This window comes from Nonomuraea sp. NPDC001831 (assembly GCF_042892035.1).
GTDB lineage: Bacteria > Actinomycetota > Actinomycetes > Streptosporangiales > Streptosporangiaceae > Nonomuraea.
Map to the genome: position 1 here is coordinate 818,074 of NZ_JBIATU010000001.1, position 16,389 is coordinate 834,462.

A 16,389-nucleotide genomic window follows, 5' to 3' on the forward strand; every position below is an offset into this window, starting at 1 on the left:
TTTCCACCCCCACATGTAGGGAGCCTGCAATGACGCACGTGTCCGGAAAGCAGCGAGCACGCCTGGCGGTGGCGCTCGCCGCCGCGGTGGCGGTGCTCGCCACAGCGTGCACCGGCGGCGGGGGCGCCGCCAAGGACCCCGCCGCGGGGTACGCCAGCCAGCCGGCGCAGTCGGGCAAGCCCAAGGACGGCGGCACGGTCACCGTCGCGCTGACCCCCGGCCTCAGCCCGAACTACATCTACCCCTACCCGCCGGCCGCCGCCAACGGGACCGTCATCGCCCGCGGCCTGATGTGGCGCTCCCTCTACCGGCCCAGCGGCGAGGGCGACCAGGTGGCCGACGCCGAGCTGAGCCTGGCCGAGCCGCCCGCCTACAGCGCCGACCGCAAGACCGTGACCATCAAGATGAAGGACTACAAGTGGTCCGACGGCAACCCGGTCACCGCCGGTGACGTCGTCTTCTCCCTGACGCTGCTCAAGGCGGCGCTCGCGGAGAGCCCGGCCAACTGGAGCTTCTACACCCCGGGCCAGTTCCCCGACGGGGTCACCGCCAAGGCCGCCGCGCCCGACACGCTGACCCTCGAACTGGAGACGGCGTACAACCCGTCGTACCTGATGTCGATGCTGACGCTGCTGTACGTGATGCCGTCCAAGGCGTGGGACATCGACCGCGCGGGCGGCCCGCACCTCGACTACACCAAGCCGAAGAACGCCACGGCGATCTACAGGTACCTCACCAAGGAGTCGGAGTCGCAGTCCACGTTCGCCACCAACCCGCTGTGGCAGGTGGTCAACGGCCCGTACCGGCTCAAGAGCTTCGACCCGACGACCGGCTCGTTCTCGCTGGCCCCCAACGAGTCCTACAGCGGGCCCGGCGACTCACGGCTGGACCAGGTCGACTTCAAGGCGTTCACCTCGGCCGCCGCGGTGCTCAACCAGTTCAAGGCGGGGAACCTGACCGTCGGCACGCTCGACTCCAGCTTCATCACGCAGATCGGCGCGCTGAAGGCCAAGGGGTTCAACGTCTACGGCGCGCCCGCGCCCGCCCGCTTCGACTCGCTGACCATCAACTTCGGCAACACCGTGAACGGCTTCGACAAGATCATCGCCCAGCCGTACGTGCGGCAGGCCCTCCAGCGCCTGATCGACCAGCCGGGCTACATCGCCGGCCGCGGCATCTACAACGGCGCCGGCTCGCCCAACTACAGCACCGCGGGCAGCGGCTCGCCGTACCCGCCGGCGTTCGGGGACGCGCCGCCGTACCCGCACGACCCGGCGGCGGCGGCCAAGCTGCTCACCGACAACGGCTGGGAGGTGGTCCCGAACGGCGCCACCGCCTGCGTGCGACCCGGCACAGGGCCGGGCGAGTGCGGCGCCGGCATCCCGCGCGGCCAGAAGATCAGCTTCACCCTGGCCTCCGCGAACACCCCCGCCTACGTCGGCGCCCGGGACGTCGCCTTCGCCTCGGCGGCCAAGAAGCTCGGCGTCGAGGTCAAGATCGTCACCAAGTCCCTCACCTACATGTACGCCAACTACGGCAACACCTTCGCGCCCGCGAACAAGAACGAGTGGGCGATGCAGGACTACGGGCCGCTCTACCTGGCGGCCGGCTACCCCAGCAGCAACACGGTGTTCAACGCCAAGGGCAGCTTCAACCTGGGCGGCTACCACGACGACGAGGTGGACCGGCTCATCGACGCCTCCACCTTCGGCGCCGACGCCGGGGCCCTGTCGGCCGAGGTGACCAAGATCGCCCAGGAGCTGCCCGTGCTGTTCTTCCCGACCCCGCACACCCTGGTCGTGTGGAAGGACACGCTGTCCGGCCCGCAGTCGTCGTTCCGGGCCCTGCTCAGCTACCTGTACACGCCCGAGCTCTGGTACTTCCACGCATGACGCGCGACGCCTTCGCCCGGCCGCTGCGCCACCTCGACCCGGCCGCCGCCGCCGTCGCGGACGCCCGGACGCTGCGCGAGCTGGTCGGCGACGCCCGCGTGGTGGCCGTCGGCGAGGGGGCGCACAACGTCACCGAGTTCTACCGGCTCAAGGACCGGCTGTTCCGCATCCTCGTGCGCGAGCTGGGGTTCTCGGCGTTCGTGATGGAGTCGGGCTTCGCCGAGGGGCTGGCCGTGGACGCCTGGGTCCACGGCGGGCCCGGCGCGGCCGCGACGGTCGCCCGTGACGGCATCACCTACCGGTTCGGCGAGTGCGAGCCGATGCGGCGGCAACTGCGCTGGATGCGCCGCCGCAACTCGGCGGGCCCGGCGCAGGTCTCCTTCTACGGCATGGACCTGCCCGGCTCGTCCACCTCGCCCGGCCCGGCGGTGCGCGCGTGCCTGGACCGCATGCCGGCCGGGCCGGGCGACGAGGAGCTGCTGATCCTGAGCGACCTGGGCGGCCGTACCGAGGCGGCGGTCCGGTACGCGGCCATGCCCGCGGCCGGCCGGGCCCGCCTGCTCGCGGGGCTGCGCGAGCTGGCCGGGCGCGCGCTGCGGACGGCGGACCCGGTGCTGCGCCGGTGCGCGGCCTCCCTCCAGGCGTTCGCCGACGAGGCCGAGGCGGGGGAGGCCGTGCCGATGGGCATGCCCTACCCCCGGGACCGGTTCATGGCCGAGACCGTGGAATGGGTGCTCGAACGGGAGCAGCGGATCGTCATCAGCGCCCACAACTCCCACGTCCGGCGCTCGCCCTTCCACGGCCGGCCGACGCTGGGCGGCCTGCTCGCCGCGTCCCTGGGGGACGGCCTGGTCGTCGTCGGCACGACCTACGGCTCCGGCCCGGAGGTGCGCTTCACGCAGCGCTCCCCGCGCCCGTTCGACTGCGACGTCTCGCTGGAGGCGCGCACCCTGCCGCCGAACTGCGTGGAGGCGCCGCTCGACCGGCTCGGCCCGCCCGTGACCGTCGTCGACCTGCGCCGCGCGACGGGCGAGCTGTTCGACGGGATCGACGGCACGCTCGCGAGCGGCGGCCTCGACCCGGTGGACGACTTCCCGGCCGCCTACGACGCCCTGATCCACGTCCGCCGGGTCAGCCGGGTCCCCGGCGCGTTCGAACGGCTCCAGGCCGAGTTCGCCGCCGCCCGTCCTGCCCATCCTGAATCGCCGGAGTCGTCGTGACCCTTTCCTATCCGCCCGCGCGCACCGTCGAGGTCGTCCAGGACGTCGCGGGCGTCCGCGTGCCCGATCCGTACCGGTGGCTGGAGGAGGAGACGCGCGAGGTGCGGCGGTGGCAGCGGCGGCAGGCCGAGCTGGCCGCCGCCGTCGCCTACGAGGGGCAGGACCCGGCGGCCGTCCGGGACCTGGTCCTGGCCTTCGACACCGGGTCCCGCCCGGCCCTGCCCAGGTACGCGGCCGGCCGCTGGTTCCGCCCGGTCACCCCGCGCGGCGGGACGGCGTCCATCGTGGTCGTCGCCGACGAGCCCTACGGCCCCGGCAGGACGGTGGCCGACCTGGCGCAGTTCGGCGGCAGCCAGGACGCGGTGCTGTCCTGGCTCGCGCCCTCCCCGGACGGCCGCGTCCTGGCCCTCGGCGTGTGCACCGACGGCAGCGAGCACAACACCATCCGGCTCGTCGAGGTGCACACCGGCCGCACGCTCGACGCCCCCGGCCACGTCCTGCACAGCGCGTGGGCCGGCGGCGTCTCCTGGACGCCCGACAGCGGCGGCTTCTCCTTCCTCGCGCTCACCGGCCCGCCGGAGGAGTTCCGGCAGGCGGTGTTCAGCCACCGCCTCGGGACGCCGGGGGAGACCGTCGTGGAGCCGATCCCGGTCCCGGCGGGCTCGCGGGAGTACACGCTCGTCCAGTTCTCCCCGGACGGCCGCTGGGCCGTGGCCGCGCACCGGGTGGGCAGCCCCATCCCGTGCGCCGTCCGCGACCTGTCCGTGCCCGGGTCCGCGTGGCGGCCCTTCGTCACCCGCTGCGCCGGCACGGTCGCCGGCCACGTCGTCGGCGACCGCTACGTGGCGGTGACCGACGTCGGCGCGCCGCGCGGCCGGGTGGTCGCCATCCCGCTCGACGCCGCCGACCCGGACGACCCGGCCGGATGGGCCGAGCTGGTGCCCGAGGGCGAGACCGTGCTGCGCTCGCTCACCCCGGTCGGCGAGCACCTTTACCTCAGCGAGTTCGACCGCACGTTCGCCCGGGTCCGGATCCTCGACCGCGCGGGCGCCGTCGCCGGGGAGATGCCGCTGCCCGGCCGGGGCGCGCTCGCCGCCCCGTTCTTCGCCCTGACCGCCCTGGCCACCGGCGTGCCCGCGGCCGACTTCGTCTTCGCCTTCTCCACGCTGACCAGTTCCTGGGGCGTCTACCGGCACCGGCCCGGCCAGGGCGCGCCGCACACCCTGTCGGCCCCGGCGGTCACGCTCGACGCCGAGGTGGCCGAGGGGCGGGCGGTGGCGGCCGACGGCGTCGCGGTGCCCTACCACGTGGTGCGCCCGGCCGGTCTGGACCCGGCGCGGCCCGCGCCGGTGCTCGTCTCGGCGTACGGCGCGGCCAACGTGCCCCTGCTTCCCCAGTACCAGCCGGACCTGGCCGCCTTCGTCGCCGCCGGGGGCGTGCTGGTGCAGGCCTACCTGCGCGGGGGCGGCGAGTTCGGCGGGGACTGGTACCGGGCCGCGCACCGGGAGCGGCGGCACGTCCGCGACTCCGACCTGGTGGCCGTCGCCGAGCACCTGATCGCCGAAGGCGTCACGGCCGCCGACCGGCTCGCGCTGACCGGCGGCTCCGACGGCGGGCTCATGTGCGGGATCGCCGTCACCACCCGGCCCGAGCTGTGGCGGGCCGTCCTGCCGCGGGCGCCGCTGCTGGACCTGATCGGCGGCACCCGCGACCCGTACCTCGACTTCGTCATCCGCAAAGCGTGGGCCGACCCGGACGACCCCGAGCAGGTCCGGCGGCTGCTGCGGATGTCGCCGTACGAGCTGGTGCGCCCCGGCGTCTTCCCCGCGGTCTACCTCCAGGCCGGGGCGACGGACCCGCGCTGCCGCCCCTGGCACGCGCGCAAGTTCGCCGCCCGCCTCCAGGCGGCCCAGCAGGGGGACGAGCCCGTCCTGCTGCACGTCTTCGACGACGCCGGGCACGGCGCGGCCACCCCCCATGACGTGGCGGTCGCCCAGGACGCCGAATGGCTGGCCTTCCTCATCGGCACGCTCGGCCTGCGCGGCCCGGTCAGTCGTCCGGAGCGGACCTGATCGACATCAGGCGCAGCTGCAACATGGCCGACAGGCGCGCGTCCGGGGAGCCGAGGTCGATCCCGCCCACCTCGGCCGCGCGCCGCAGCCGGTAGCGGAACGTGTTGGGGTGCACGAACATCGCGGCGGCGGCCACCGAGACGTCGCCGAAGGCGTCGAGCCAGGCGTCCAGCGTCTCGACCAGGCTCGTCTGGTGCTCCCTGTCGTAGGCGACGACCCGGGCGATCGGCCCGCTGGGGACGTCGCCGCGCGGCACGAGGTCGGCCAGCTCCAGCAGCAGCGCGTCCACGTGCACGTCGTCCAGGCGGGCCACCTGCCGTCCGGCGGACCCCGACCGCAGCACGCGCAGCGCCCGGTCGGCGCCGGAACGCGAGCGGGACAGGGCAGAGTTGTCCCCGGCCGGCCGGCCCACCCCGACCAGCGGGCGCAGGCGGGAGCCGACCCGAGCCAGGAACTCGGTGGCCACCAGGACCGCGCGCTCGTCGGCGTCCTGCCGGTTCTGCGGCAGCGGCAGGATGCCGTAGGCGACGTCGCCGACCAGCGCGGCGGCGGCCCGCGGATGCACGGCCGACAGGTGCATGGCGAAGGCGTCGGCGAGCCGTTTGCGCTCGGCCGCGAGCTGGGCGGGCAGCGGGCTCTCGCCCGCCGGGCCGACGACGGTCAGCGCGAGCACGACCGCGGGCTCGTCCTTCAGCCCCAGACGGCGGGCGGCCTCCAGGGAGCCGGGCCCGCTCTCCAGCGCGGTGCCCAGCAGCTCGGCCCGCAGCCGCCGTTCCATGTCGGCGTCCGCGCGCTGCCACACCATGTGCATCGCGACCAGCTTGGACGCCTCGTACAGCGCCTGGCTGCGCTCCTCGCCCAGCGGCTCGGGGACGACGACCCAGATCGTGCCGAGGATCTCGTCGCCGGCCCGCACCGCGATCGCCACCCGGGGCAGCGCGGGCGGCTGCCGGCCCTCGGGGTCGGGCAGGGGCGCCACGAAGACGGGCCGGTCGCTGCGGTAGATCGCCTGGAAGACGCCGCGTTCCTCCAGGATGCGGGTGTACTGCTCCGGGACCTGGCGGCCCAGGATCGTCCGCACGCGGGAGGTGTCGGTGTCCTCCTGGCGGCTGGAGAAGGCCAGCAGCCGCGAGTGGCGGTCCTCGATGGTGACGGGCGCGTCCAGCAGCGCGGCGATGGCGTTGGCCACGGCGAACAGGTCGCCGGACCCGATCCGGCCCGAGGCGTGGGCGTCGGCGGGGCCGAGCCGGCCGCCGTCGGAGGTCAGCTCGCGCAGCATGCCGGCCAGGTGCGTCCAGGACGCGCCGCGGGCGAAGGCCAGCACCGCCACGCCCGCCCGGCCCGCCGCCGCGACCAGCCCCTCGTCGGCGACGACGGGCGCCCGGACGACCAGCGCGGCGGCGCCGTGCCGCCCGAGCCGGGTCACGACCTGCGCGATCTCGGCCGGGTCGTGCAGGCCGACGCCGAGGACCAGCGCGTCGGCGGGCAGCTCGGGCTCGTCGAGCGGGTCGTGGATGACGACGCCGCCGATGTCGCGGGCCAGCCCGGCGTCGCCGCAGACGACCTGGAGCAGGGTGGTTCCGAGTTCCTCCAGGACGCGGCCCAGGCTGGCACGCGGGAGGCCGGTCATGGGGACAAGCACGCTTCCGAAGCTAGCGCCGCCCCGGTGGCACGTCGTTCGTCCCGGACGACGAAATGCCACCGGGTGATCTGTCGGAACGGACCAACGGCTCAGGACGGCATCGGCACCCACGTGCTGGCGACGGTGACCTCCTCCAGCACCTCCGGGATCGGGGCGAGGCCGATCCCCGGGCCGGTCGGCACGGCGAGATGGCCCTCCACCAGGCGGAACGGCGGCGTCAGGTCGGTCCGGTAGTAGCGGTCGGAGGCCGAGGTGTCGCCGGGCAGCAGGAACCCGGGCAGCGCGGCGAGCGCCACGTTGGCGGCCCGGCCCACGCCCGTCTCCAGCATGCCGCCGCACCACACCGGGACGTCGTGCGCGGCGCACACGTCGTGGATGCGCCGCGCCTCCAGATGGCCGCCGACCCGGCCCGGCTTGATGTTGACCACCTGGCAGGCCCCGAGCGCGATCGCGTCGGCGGCGGCGCGGGCCGAGACGATCGACTCGTCCAGGCAGATCGGCGTCGTGATCCGCTCGGCCAGCCGGGCGTGCGCGAGCAGGTCGTCCTGCGCGAACGGCTGCTCGATCAGCAGCAGGCCGAACGGGTCCAGCTCCGCCAGGTGCCGGGCGTCGCCGCGCCCGTAGGCGGTGTTGGCGTCCACCTGCAGCGGGACGTCGCCGAACCGCTCGCGCACGGCCCGGACCGGCTCGACGTCCCAGCCGGGCTCGATCTTCAGCTTGATCCGCAGGTAGCCCGCGTCCAGGTACTCGGCGACGGCGTCGAGCAGCGCGGGGATCGACCCGGTGATGCCCACCGACACCCCGCACGGCACGCTGTCGCGCACCGCCCCGAGCGCGTGGGCCAGCGGGACGCCGCGGGCGCGCAGGTCCGCGTCCAGGACGGCCGTCTCCAGCGCGGCCTTGGCCATCCGGTGCCCCTTGAACGCCGCCAGCGCCGGGGCGACCTTGTGCGCGTCCAGGTCGGCCACGCCGGCCAGCGCCGGGACCAGGAACCGGGCCAGCACGTCGGCGGCGGCGTCGGTGTACTCCGAGGAGTACAGGGGCGCCGTGCCCGCGCCGCACTCGCCCCAGCCCTCGGCCTCGCCGGTGACGACCCGCACCAGCACCGCCCGCCGTACCGTCTCGGTGCCGAACGACGTGCGGAACGGCGTCACGAGCGGCATCTCGACCGTGCGGACCTCCACCCCGGTGATCTTCACTCCGTCTCCTGTCTGTCCACTCTGTCCACGATGTACCAGCCTGTCCGGTCGAAGCCGCGTACCCGGCCGCCCTGTCCGAGCAGCTCGCCCAGCACGTCCCGCAGCGCCCTGCGCCAGTCGGCGGCGCGGGCCGGGTCGCTCTCGCGCATCGCCTCGACGTCGCCCGGCACGCCGACCAGGACGGTGTCCGCGCCGGCGTACCGGACCAGCGGCCCGCCCGCCGCCGACGCCTCCAGCGCCACGGCCGCGCCCGCCGCCCTGGCCGCCGCCGCGTCCGCCACGGCCGGGCGGCCCGCGCAGGCCGCCTCGACGGCGGGCGTCTCCAGCCGCCAGCGGACCAGGACGCGGTCGGTGGCGTCGGCGCGGTTGATGTCGTCGTCCATGGGGCCGTAGAAGTCCGGCAGGTACTCGGCCGGGTCGGCGCCCAGCTTGGCCAGGTTGAAGTAGGCGTTGCGGCGGACCAGCGGGTCGTAGGTCCAGCAGATCTCGCCGACGCCGCGCAGCATCGCCCAGGCCCGCTGGTGCAGCTTCATGGCGAACCCGACGTTGCGGCCCTGCATGCCCGCCAGCACGCCGGCGATGTGACTGTGCAGGGCGGCGCGCGCCGGCGGGGAGAAGAAGCCGAAACAGGCGCCCACCATCCGGTCGCCGTCGAAGGCGCCGCTCACGTAACTGCCCGCCTTCGACAACGCGCGCAACATGTCGGCCGTCACCGGAGGGTTGTTCTCGCCGGTGCGCCAGATGTGCTCGTACAGGCGGCGCACGGCTTCCAGCTCGCCGACGCTGTCCAGGGGGCGGATGTCGATGCCCGCGTCGTCGGCGGCGGCCTGCGCCGCGGCGCACGCGGCCTCGACGGGCCGGGAGTCGCGACGGTCACGGATGAGATCGGTCACGCCGGTCATGGTCGCAGCCGCCTCCGTCCCGTAGCTGGTCGGCGAGCACCGGGCGGCGGCGTCCCGTTCGTCCGCCCGGACAACAGCGTCCCTGCGAGCGGCGGTCACCGCGTCGTGGCCAGCAGGTCGGCGACCAGGGCTGTCAGCAGCCGGGTGCGGCCCGGCAGCTGCGCGACCAGCACGTGCTCGTCGTCGGCGTGCGCGCCGCCGCCGACCGCGCCCAGGCCGTCCAGGGTGGGGGTGCCCGTCCCCGCGGTGAAGTTGCCGTCGGAGGCCCCGCCCACGGCGACCGAGGTGAGCGGCCCGATCCCGAGGGCGTCGGCGAGCCGGCACGCCCGCTCGAACAGCTCCTTCGACGCCGAGGCCGGGAGCGGCGGCCGGTTCGGCCCGCCGCCGACCGTGACGCCCGCGCCGGGCAGCACCGGCCGCAGCCCGCGCATCGCCGCGTCCACCCGGTCCTGCTCGCGGGCGTCCCTGACCCGGACGTCCACGTCGAAGCGGGCCCGCGCGGGCACCGTGTTGACCGTGGTGCCCGACTCCAGGCGGGTCGGGGTGACGGTGGTGCCCAGCACGGGATCGGCCAGCGCCGCCACGGCCGCGACCTGGTGGGTCACCTCGACCGTCGCGTTCACGCCGCGTTCGGGCTCCAGCCCGGCGTGCGCGGCCCGGCCCCGCACCAGCACCTCGTACCGGGAGACGCCCTTGCGCTCGGTCTTGAGCGCCCCGCCGGGACCGGCGGCCTCCAGGACCAGCGCCGCCGCGCAGCCGCGCGCCTCGTCCTCGACCAGCCGCCGCGAGGTGGGCGACCCGGGCTCCTCGTCGCCGGTGACCAGGACGGTCACGCCGTCCAGGTCGTCCAGCGCCGCCAGCGCGTGGAAGGCCATCACCAGCCCGGCCTTCATGTCGAAGCAGCCCGGCCCGCGCAGCACCCCGTCGCGCACCTCGAACGGGTGCCGCTCCAGCGAGCCGACCGGCCACACCGTGTCGTGGTGGCCGAGCAGCAGCACGCGCGGCTCGCCGCCGAACCGCCACCGCAGGTGGGTGCGCCCGTCGATGACGATCCGCTCGGCCGCGGCCCCCAGGTGGGCGGCGCCCAGCTCGGCGACGGCCGTGGCGCTGCGGGCGACCGCGGCCAGGTCGCCGGACGGCGACTCGCAGCGTACGAGCCGCTCGATGTCGGCGCTCATCGCGGCCTCACGGGCCAGGTCGGACAGGGTACGGCGTGGTGTCATGGTGGCTGCCTCCGGTCGGACGGACCGCCCATCCTCGTCAACCACGACGCGGACGGGCCTGTCGCCCCGGCCAACATCGGCCCGCCCCGTTGGGCCCCGCCGACGACCGCCGGACTAGGTGAGGTCGGCGAAGCGTTCGACGTCCTCGGTGCGGCCGGAGACGATGATCACGTCGCCGTACCCCAGCTCGGTGTCGGAGCCGGCGTAGGTGAACTCCTCCTCCGCGCTCTTGACCGCCACCACGGTGACGCCGTGCTTGCGGCGCAGGTTGGACCGGCCGAGCGGCACCCCGATGTACTCCTTGGGCGGCCGGGTCTTGGCCATCGCGAAGTTCTCGTCCACCTGCATGAAGTCCAGCATCCGGCCGGTCACCATGTGGGCCACCCGCTCGCCCATGTCGTGCTCGGGGAAGACGACGTGATGGGCGCCGATGCGCCCGAGGATCCGGCCGTGCTGGCGGCTGACGGCCTTGGCCCAGATGTCGTCGATCTCCAGCTCGATCAGCAGCGACGTGGTCAGGATGCTGGCCTCCAGGTCGCCGCCGATGGCCACGACCGCCCGGTAGAAGTCGGGCACGCCGAGCTGGCGCAGCGTCTCCAGGTCGGTGGAGTCGGCGGTGGCGATGTGCGTGATCTGCCCGGCCAGGCTCTGGGCGACCTTCGGCCGGTTGTCGATGGCCAGGACCTCGGTGCCGCGCCGGGTGAGCTCCAGGGCGAGCGAGGTGCCGAACCGGCCCAGGCCGATGACCACGACGGGGTCTGTCTTCTTGTCAGCCAACGATGACACGTTCCTCGGGTAGTTCGTAGCGACGGGTGCGCTCCTTCAGGGCGAGCGCGGAACCCAGCGTGAGCGGGCCGATGCGCCCGATGAACATCAGCGCCGCCAGCAGCAGGTGCCCGGCGGGCGTGGCGTCGGCGGTGATGCCGGTGGACAGCCCGTTCGTGCCGAACGCCGAGACCACCTCGAACAGCACCTGGTCCAGGCTGTGGGGCGTGATGGCGAGCAGCAGGTAGGTGGAGACGGCGACCAGCACGACGCCGATCATGGTGATCGAGATGACCTGGCGCTGCGCGGACTCGGCCAGGCGCCGGTGGCCGATGTTCACCCGCGGCTCGCCCCGCAGCTCGGCCCAGATGATGAACGCCAGCAGCCCGAACGTGGTGACCTTGATGCCGCCCGCCGTGCCGGCGCTGCCGCCGCCGATGAACATCAGCAGGTCGGTGGCGAGCAGGCTGCTCGGGTAGAGCTGGCCGATGTCGAGGCTGTTGAACCCGCCCGACCGCGGCATGACCCCGGTGAAGAACGCGGCCAGCAGCTTGCCGGAGTCGTCGAGCCCGCCGAGCGTCCTGGGGTTGCGCCACTCGGTCACCAGGAAGACCAGCGTCCCCACCGCGAGCAGGACCAGCGTCACCCCGACGGTGACCCGGGTGAGCACCGACCAGCGGCTGGGCCGGCGCCAGGCGCGGGCCAGCTCGAACACCACCGGGAAGCCCAGCCCGCCCACGATGACCGCGATCGCGATCGGCAGGCAGATCCACGCGTCGGTGACGAAGCGCATCAGGTTGTCCGGCCACAGCGCGAACCCGGCGTTGTTGAACGCCGACACCGCGTGGAACCAGCCCAGGTACATCGCCCGGCCCAGCGGCTCGCCGTAGCCCGTGACGAAGCGCACCGTGAGCACGGCGCCGACGACCAGCTCGGAGACCAGGCTGAAGATGACCACGTTGCGCACCACGCGCCGGACGTCGGACATGCTCAGCGTCTTGGTCTCGGCCTGGGCGAACATGCGGGCGCGCAGCCCCAGCCGGCCCGCGACCAGGACGGTGAACAGCGTCGCCATCGTCATGATGCCCAGCCCGCCCACCTGGGCCAGCATGGCGATCACCACCTCCCCGGCCACCGACCAGTGGGTGGCGGTGTCCACCACGACCAGGCCGGTCACGCAGGCCGCGGACGTCGCGGTGAACAGCGCGGTCAGCCAGCCGGCCGACTCGCCCGTGGCCGTGGCCATGGGCGAGGTCAGCAGGGCCGTGCCGGTCAGGATGAGGGCCGCGAACCCGGTCGCGATGACCTGCGCCGGATGGTGGAACCGGGACAGGAAGGCGCCCGTCAGCCGCAGGTTTCTCATGGCGTGCCCCCGCCGTGCGCGGCCGGGCGGGGGACATGGTGTGAGGCGAGCACGATCAGACGGTAGACCACCCGGCCACCGCTCCGGCACACGCGTCCGCGGCCGGGGGGCCGGGGGCGGGCCGCGAAGGTCGCGCGGCTAAAAATGCGACAAAGACGATTCGGCGTCGGGAAAGCCGTGCAGGTCACGTCAGTAGAGTGAAAATCTCGTAGGTGTTCACGAACGGGGCGCGATCGGCATGCTGGGGGAGGACACGCCGTACCCGATGCTGGTCGCCGACGCGTCGGGCGCCGTCGAGCGGGCGAACGCCGCCGCCCGGTCGTTGCTGGGCGACGCGCGGCGGCTCGCGCCGGGCTGGCTGGCCCGCGCCCACCACGACCTGTGCGCCCGCCTGGCCGCGTCGCCCGCCGCCGAAAGCATGCCCGAGCCCGCGCGGGGGCCGGTCGGGGAGCGGGTCTTCGAGGCTCATCCCGTGCGCGCCGGGCGCGACCGGGTCACCTGGTGGCTGGTCGACGTCAGCGCGCGGGAGCAGGCCATGGAGGTGCTGCGGGCCGAGCGGGACTCGGCCGCGTCCATGGTGGCGGCGGCCACCGAGCTGCTGTCCTCGCTCAACCTCGACCGCTGCCTGGAGGCGGTCGCCCGCCTGGCCGTGAAGCACCTCGCCCAGGCCGCCCGGGTCGTCGTGCCGCTGGGCCCGCGCCGCTTCGAGGTCGCCTACCACGAGGCCGGCGGCCAGGCCGTGCGCCGGAACCTGGACATCGATCCGCGCTCCATGCCGGGGCTGGCCGCGGCGCTGCGGGCCTTCCCGCCGGTGCCCGCCCGCTGGGTGGACCCCGGGCGGGCGCCCGGCTGGGTGCTGGGCGAGGGGCGGGACGACACGCGGTCCGTGGCGGTGATCTCGCTGCCCGGCTACGGCCTGCCCGCGGGCGCGCTGATCCTGCTGCGCTCCACGGAGGGCTTCTCCGCGGCGGAAGAGGTGTTCGCCCGGCTGTTCGTGGCCCGGGCCGGCACCGCGATCTCCATCGCCCGCGTGTACGCCGAGCAGGGGGCCATCGCCGAGACGCTGATGGCCGACCTGCTGCCGCCGATGACGCCGTACCTCGACGTCGCCGATGTGGCGGCCCGCTACCGGGCGGCGGGCCACGGCGCGCTGGTCGGCGGGGACTTCTACGACGTGCACCCGGTCGCCGGATCGGGCGGGGCGGCCCTGGTGGTGCTCGGCGACGTCTCCGGCAAGGGGCTGGAGGCCGCCGTGCTGACCGGCAAGATCCGCAACACGCTGCGTGCGCTGCTGCCGCTGGCCGACGACCACCAGCGCGTGCTGGAACGGCTCAACGAGGTGCTGCTCGCCGGGTCCAGCCCGCGTTACGTCACGCTGGTGCTGGCCGGGGTCGAGCGCCGCGGCCACCGGCTGGAGCTGCGGCTGACCAGCGCCGGCCATCCGCCGCCGATGATCGTCCGCAACGACGGCCGGGTGGAGGTCGCCCGCACCCGCGGCACCCTGATCGGCCTGCTCGACCAGATCACCAGCGTCACCGAGACGGTGCTCCTGGCCCCCGGCGAGACGTGCCTGCTCTACAGCGACGGCGTCATCGAGGCCAGGGGCGGCCCGCTGGGCGACGAGATGTTCGGCGACGACCGGCTGCGCGAGGAGCTGCGGCAGTGCGTCGGCATGCCGGCCGCGGCGCTGGCCGAACGCGTCCAGATGCTCGCCTCCCAGTGGGCGGGCGAACGGGAGCGCGACGACATCGCCATCGTCGCCATCGGCGCGCCGCGCGAGGCCCCCGACGTCCCCGACGGCCCCGACGGCCCGGACGGAGGTCTTCCGGCGTGAGCGCCTCCGGCCCGCGGGACGAGATCGAGCGCTGCGTCGAGGCGCTGCGGACGGCGGCGACGTCCGGCGACGAGTACGCCGCGATCGACGCCGCACGGGCCGGTCTCGACGCCGGCGTGCCCCTGGAGACCATGCTCCTGGACGTCGTCGCCGTCGCGCAGGCCCGCGTGGGCCTGGACTGGGCGGCCAACCGGCTCACCGTGGCCCAGGAGCACACGGCGACCGCCGTCCACGAGCGGGTGCTGGCCGTGCTGGCCCACGAGCCGGCCGCGCGCGGTCACCGTACCGGGCCGGCCAGGGGGCGGGTGAGCGTGGCGTGCGTGGACGGCGAGTGGCACACCTTCCCGGCCCGGCTGCTGGCCGAGGTGCTCCGGCTGCGCGGCTGGCAGGTGGACTACCTGGGGGCGCACGTGCCGACCGCGCACCTGGTCGTGCACGTGCACAGGACCGCGCCCGCCGCGGTCGCGCTGTCCGGGTCGATCGCCACCCGGCTGCCCGCCGCGCACGCGGCCATCAGCGCCTGCCAGGCGGCGGGCGCGCCCGTGCTCGTCGGCGGGGCCGCCTTCGGGCCCGACGGCCGCTACGCCCGCCTGCTCGGGGCCGACGCCTGGGCGCCCGACGCGCGGGCCGCCGCCGACCTGCTCGACGCCGGGCCGCCGCGCCGGGCCGCGACCGGGCTGAGCCCGGGACGGCCGCCGCATCTGGCCGGCCCCGAGTACACGGCGCTCACCGATCGGGCCCCCGAGCTGGTCAGAGGCGTCATGCAGGAGCTGGACGAGCACGTGCCGGTCACCGAGGGCGAGGAGCCGACCGGCCACACCGCCGAGGACGTCGCCTACGTCGTCGACTACCTCAAGGCCGCCGCCTACGTGGACGACCCCGGCCTGTTCACGTCCTTCGTCAGCTGGATGGCGCACGTGCTGACGGCGCGCGGCGTGCCGGCCCGGGTGCTGGCCGTCACGCTGGACGCGCTGGCCGCCCGCCTGGCCGGCCTGCCGCGCACCCGCGAGCTGCTGGCCCAGGCACGGGCCGGGCTGCCCGACGGGCCCCGCTGACCACGGGCCGGGCTGCCCGACGGGCGCCCCCGCTGACCGCCGCCGCGGCTCAGTCGCGCTCCTGCCAGGTGCACAGGCAGACGTGGTTGCCCTCGGGGTCGGCCAGCACCCAGAACCGCGGCGCCTCGTCGGTGTGCACCAGCCGCCCGCCCGCCGCCAGCGCCGCGTCGATCCGGGGCTGGACCTGCGCGGGCTCCACCCACACGTCGAGGTGCCAGCGCTGGCGGGGCTCCTCGTCGCCGGACGGCTGGAACCACACGCCGGGCAGCGCGCCGGCCGGGTCCTGCAGGTCGCCCCGGTCGTCGGCGGGCATCGCCAGCACCGCCGCCCAGAACGGCCGGACCGTGTCCCGCGCCGGGGTGTCGAGGCCGAGTTCGAGCACGGAGACCGACGCCGGGTCGAGGCGCACCCCGGCGTCGGCGGCGAGCGTCGAGACCGCGCGCGCCAGCCGCACGTCGCGCTCGGTGACGCCGCCCGCGTCGTGGCTGGACAGCCGCACGTCGACATGGGTGTAGCGCAGGTCGAGGTCGGGATGGTGGTCCATCTCCTCGGCCACCGCCCCGATGGCGTCGACGAGCGCGAGCCCGGCCGCGAACGTGCCGGTGTGGAGGCGGGTGTGCAGGCTGCCGAGCAGGTACGCCCACCCCGCCGGCCCTTCCTGTGCGATCTGCGGTCCGGTCAGCTTGGCCATGCGGCCATTCTCGCAGCACCCGGCCGAGTCCGACCTGATCCGGCAGGCGCCAGACAGTCCGCGCACGCTCGGCTACCGTGCGCAGTATGGCGAACGACGACGAGCAGGAAGAGCGTCCGGTGTGCGGCATCTGCACGGGCGCCGGCGGGGAGTGGATCAACCAGAACGGCGACTCGAGGAAGCAGTCCACCTGGGTGTCGTGCAGGTCCTGCAGCGGGACCGGCCGCAGGTGACGGACCCGATCACCTGCCCCGAATGCCAGGGCCGCCGCGGCGTGCAGCTCGGCGAGCTGTTTCTCACCTGCACGTTCTGTGGCGGCCTCGGCCGGGTGGGGGGCGACGACGAGCCCGCCGAGCGCGGCGCGGAACCGCCCCCGGACGGGCCGCCGCCGGCCTGGCGGCACCAGGTGTGGTCGGACCCGTGGATCGCCCAGATGCTCGGCTGCCGCTTCTGCCTCGGCTCGAAGAAGGTGACCCACATCGAAGCGGGCACGCTGGTCATCGTGCCGTGCAGGTGTGCCGACGACTGACG

Annotated in this window: 14 protein-coding genes; 7 read left to right on the forward strand and 7 right to left on the reverse strand. The window is 74.8% G+C overall.

Annotated elements, in window-relative coordinates:
* Nucleotides 1–29: 29 nt before the first annotated feature.
* Genes ACFYYW_RS03470 through ACFYYW_RS03480 form a run of 3 tightly spaced genes read left to right on the forward strand, consistent with a single transcriptional unit; the run spans nt 30 to nt 5,184 of the window.
* On the forward strand, nt 30–1,892 hold the full coding sequence (locus ACFYYW_RS03470) for an ABC transporter substrate-binding protein (RefSeq protein WP_387644575.1): 1,863 nt from the start codon (nt 30–32) through the stop codon (nt 1,890–1,892).
* Complete coding sequence (locus ACFYYW_RS03475; RefSeq protein WP_387644578.1) at nt 1,889–3,112, forward strand: erythromycin esterase family protein; 1,224 nt, start codon at nt 1,889–1,891, stop codon at nt 3,110–3,112. The genes ACFYYW_RS03470 and ACFYYW_RS03475 overlap by 4 nt, the downstream gene beginning before the upstream one ends.
* Nucleotides 3,109–5,184, forward strand: a complete 2,076-nt coding sequence (locus ACFYYW_RS03480; RefSeq protein WP_387644581.1) for a prolyl oligopeptidase family serine peptidase — start codon at nt 3,109–3,111, stop codon at nt 5,182–5,184. The genes ACFYYW_RS03475 and ACFYYW_RS03480 overlap by 4 nt, the downstream gene beginning before the upstream one ends.
* On the opposite strand, the gene ACFYYW_RS03485 is transcribed toward ACFYYW_RS03480, so the two are convergent.
* The 6 genes from ACFYYW_RS03485 to ACFYYW_RS03510 form a co-directional block, all read right to left on the reverse strand.
* The gene (locus tag ACFYYW_RS03485) at nt 5,162–6,826 is read right to left on the reverse strand and encodes a helix-turn-helix domain-containing protein (RefSeq protein ID WP_352326310.1); all 1,665 of its coding nucleotides are present in this window, start codon (nt 6,824–6,826) and stop codon (nt 5,162–5,164) included. The genes ACFYYW_RS03480 and ACFYYW_RS03485 overlap by 23 nt on opposite strands.
* An 89-nt stretch (nt 6,827–6,915) precedes the next feature.
* Entirely contained in the window at nt 6,916–8,025 is a 1,110-nt protein-coding gene (gene menC / locus ACFYYW_RS03490; protein WP_387644584.1) for an o-succinylbenzoate synthase, read from the reverse strand.
* On the reverse strand, nt 8,022–8,918 hold the full coding sequence (locus ACFYYW_RS03495) for a GNAT family N-acetyltransferase (protein WP_387644586.1): 897 nt from the start codon (nt 8,916–8,918) through the stop codon (nt 8,022–8,024). The genes menC and ACFYYW_RS03495 overlap by 4 nt, the downstream gene beginning before the upstream one ends.
* 104 nt (nt 8,919–9,022) lie before the next feature.
* Nucleotides 9,023–10,150: a M20 family metallopeptidase gene (locus ACFYYW_RS03500; protein ID WP_387644589.1), complete on the reverse strand. Its 1,128-nt coding sequence runs from the start codon at nt 10,148–10,150 to the stop codon at nt 9,023–9,025.
* A gap of 114 nt (nt 10,151–10,264) precedes the next feature.
* Complete coding sequence (locus ACFYYW_RS03505) at nt 10,265–10,927, reverse strand: TrkA family potassium uptake protein (protein ID WP_352326306.1); 663 nt, start codon at nt 10,925–10,927, stop codon at nt 10,265–10,267.
* A complete protein-coding gene (locus ACFYYW_RS03510) occupies nt 10,920–12,278 on the reverse strand; it encodes a TrkH family potassium uptake protein (RefSeq protein ID WP_387644592.1) in 1,359 nt (452 codons plus the stop codon). Before ACFYYW_RS03510 ends, ACFYYW_RS03505 begins: the two co-directional genes overlap by 8 nt.
* A 238-nt stretch (nt 12,279–12,516) precedes the next feature.
* On the opposite strand from ACFYYW_RS03510, the gene ACFYYW_RS03515 reads away from it, so the two are divergent.
* Together ACFYYW_RS03515 and ACFYYW_RS03520 are read left to right on the forward strand one after the other, a co-directional pair.
* Nucleotides 12,517–14,112, forward strand: coding sequence for a PP2C family protein-serine/threonine phosphatase (locus tag ACFYYW_RS03515; protein WP_387644595.1), 1,596 nt, complete (start codon nt 12,517–12,519; stop codon nt 14,110–14,112).
* On the forward strand, nt 14,109–15,167 hold the full coding sequence (locus tag ACFYYW_RS03520) for a cobalamin-dependent protein (RefSeq protein WP_364389614.1): 1,059 nt from the start codon (nt 14,109–14,111) through the stop codon (nt 15,165–15,167). The genes ACFYYW_RS03515 and ACFYYW_RS03520 overlap by 4 nt, the downstream gene beginning before the upstream one ends.
* 49 nt (nt 15,168–15,216) lie before the next feature.
* On the opposite strand, the gene ACFYYW_RS03525 is transcribed toward ACFYYW_RS03520, so the two are convergent.
* Nucleotides 15,217–15,858, reverse strand: a complete 642-nt coding sequence (locus tag ACFYYW_RS03525) for a 4a-hydroxytetrahydrobiopterin dehydratase (protein ID WP_387644598.1) — start codon at nt 15,856–15,858, stop codon at nt 15,217–15,219.
* 86 nt (nt 15,859–15,944) lie between these two features.
* Between ACFYYW_RS03525 and ACFYYW_RS03530 the strand changes: the two genes are divergently transcribed.
* Both ACFYYW_RS03530 and ACFYYW_RS03535 read left to right on the forward strand, forming a co-directional pair.
* Nucleotides 15,945–16,091, forward strand: coding sequence for a hypothetical protein (locus tag ACFYYW_RS03530; protein ID WP_387644601.1), 147 nt, complete (start codon nt 15,945–15,947; stop codon nt 16,089–16,091).
* On the forward strand, nt 16,058–16,387 hold the full coding sequence (locus tag ACFYYW_RS03535) for a hypothetical protein (protein ID WP_387644604.1): 330 nt from the start codon (nt 16,058–16,060) through the stop codon (nt 16,385–16,387). Before ACFYYW_RS03530 ends, ACFYYW_RS03535 begins: the two co-directional genes overlap by 34 nt.
* Nucleotides 16,388–16,389: the final 2 nt, after the last annotated feature.

Excerpts from the sequence above, each read along its gene's own strand:
- ACFYYW_RS03525 (WP_387644598.1), bottom strand. The coding sequence starts at position 15,858 with ATGGCCAAGCTGACCGGACCGCAGATCGCACAGGAAGGGCCGGCGGGG.
- ACFYYW_RS03510 (WP_387644592.1), bottom strand. The coding sequence starts at position 12,278 with ATGAGAAACCTGCGGCTGACGGGCGCCTTCCTGTCCCGGTTCCACCAT.
- ACFYYW_RS03475 (WP_387644578.1), top strand. The coding sequence starts at position 1,889 with ATGACGCGCGACGCCTTCGCCCGGCCGCTGCGCCACCTCGACCCGGCC.
- ACFYYW_RS03515 (WP_387644595.1), top strand. The coding sequence starts at position 12,517 with ATGCTGGGGGAGGACACGCCGTACCCGATGCTGGTCGCCGACGCGTCG.
- ACFYYW_RS03500 (WP_387644589.1), bottom strand. The coding sequence starts at position 10,150 with ATGACACCACGCCGTACCCTGTCCGACCTGGCCCGTGAGGCCGCGATG.
- ACFYYW_RS03530 (WP_387644601.1), top strand. The coding sequence starts at position 15,945 with ATGGCGAACGACGACGAGCAGGAAGAGCGTCCGGTGTGCGGCATCTGC.
- ACFYYW_RS03470 (WP_387644575.1), top strand. The coding sequence starts at position 30 with ATGACGCACGTGTCCGGAAAGCAGCGAGCACGCCTGGCGGTGGCGCTC.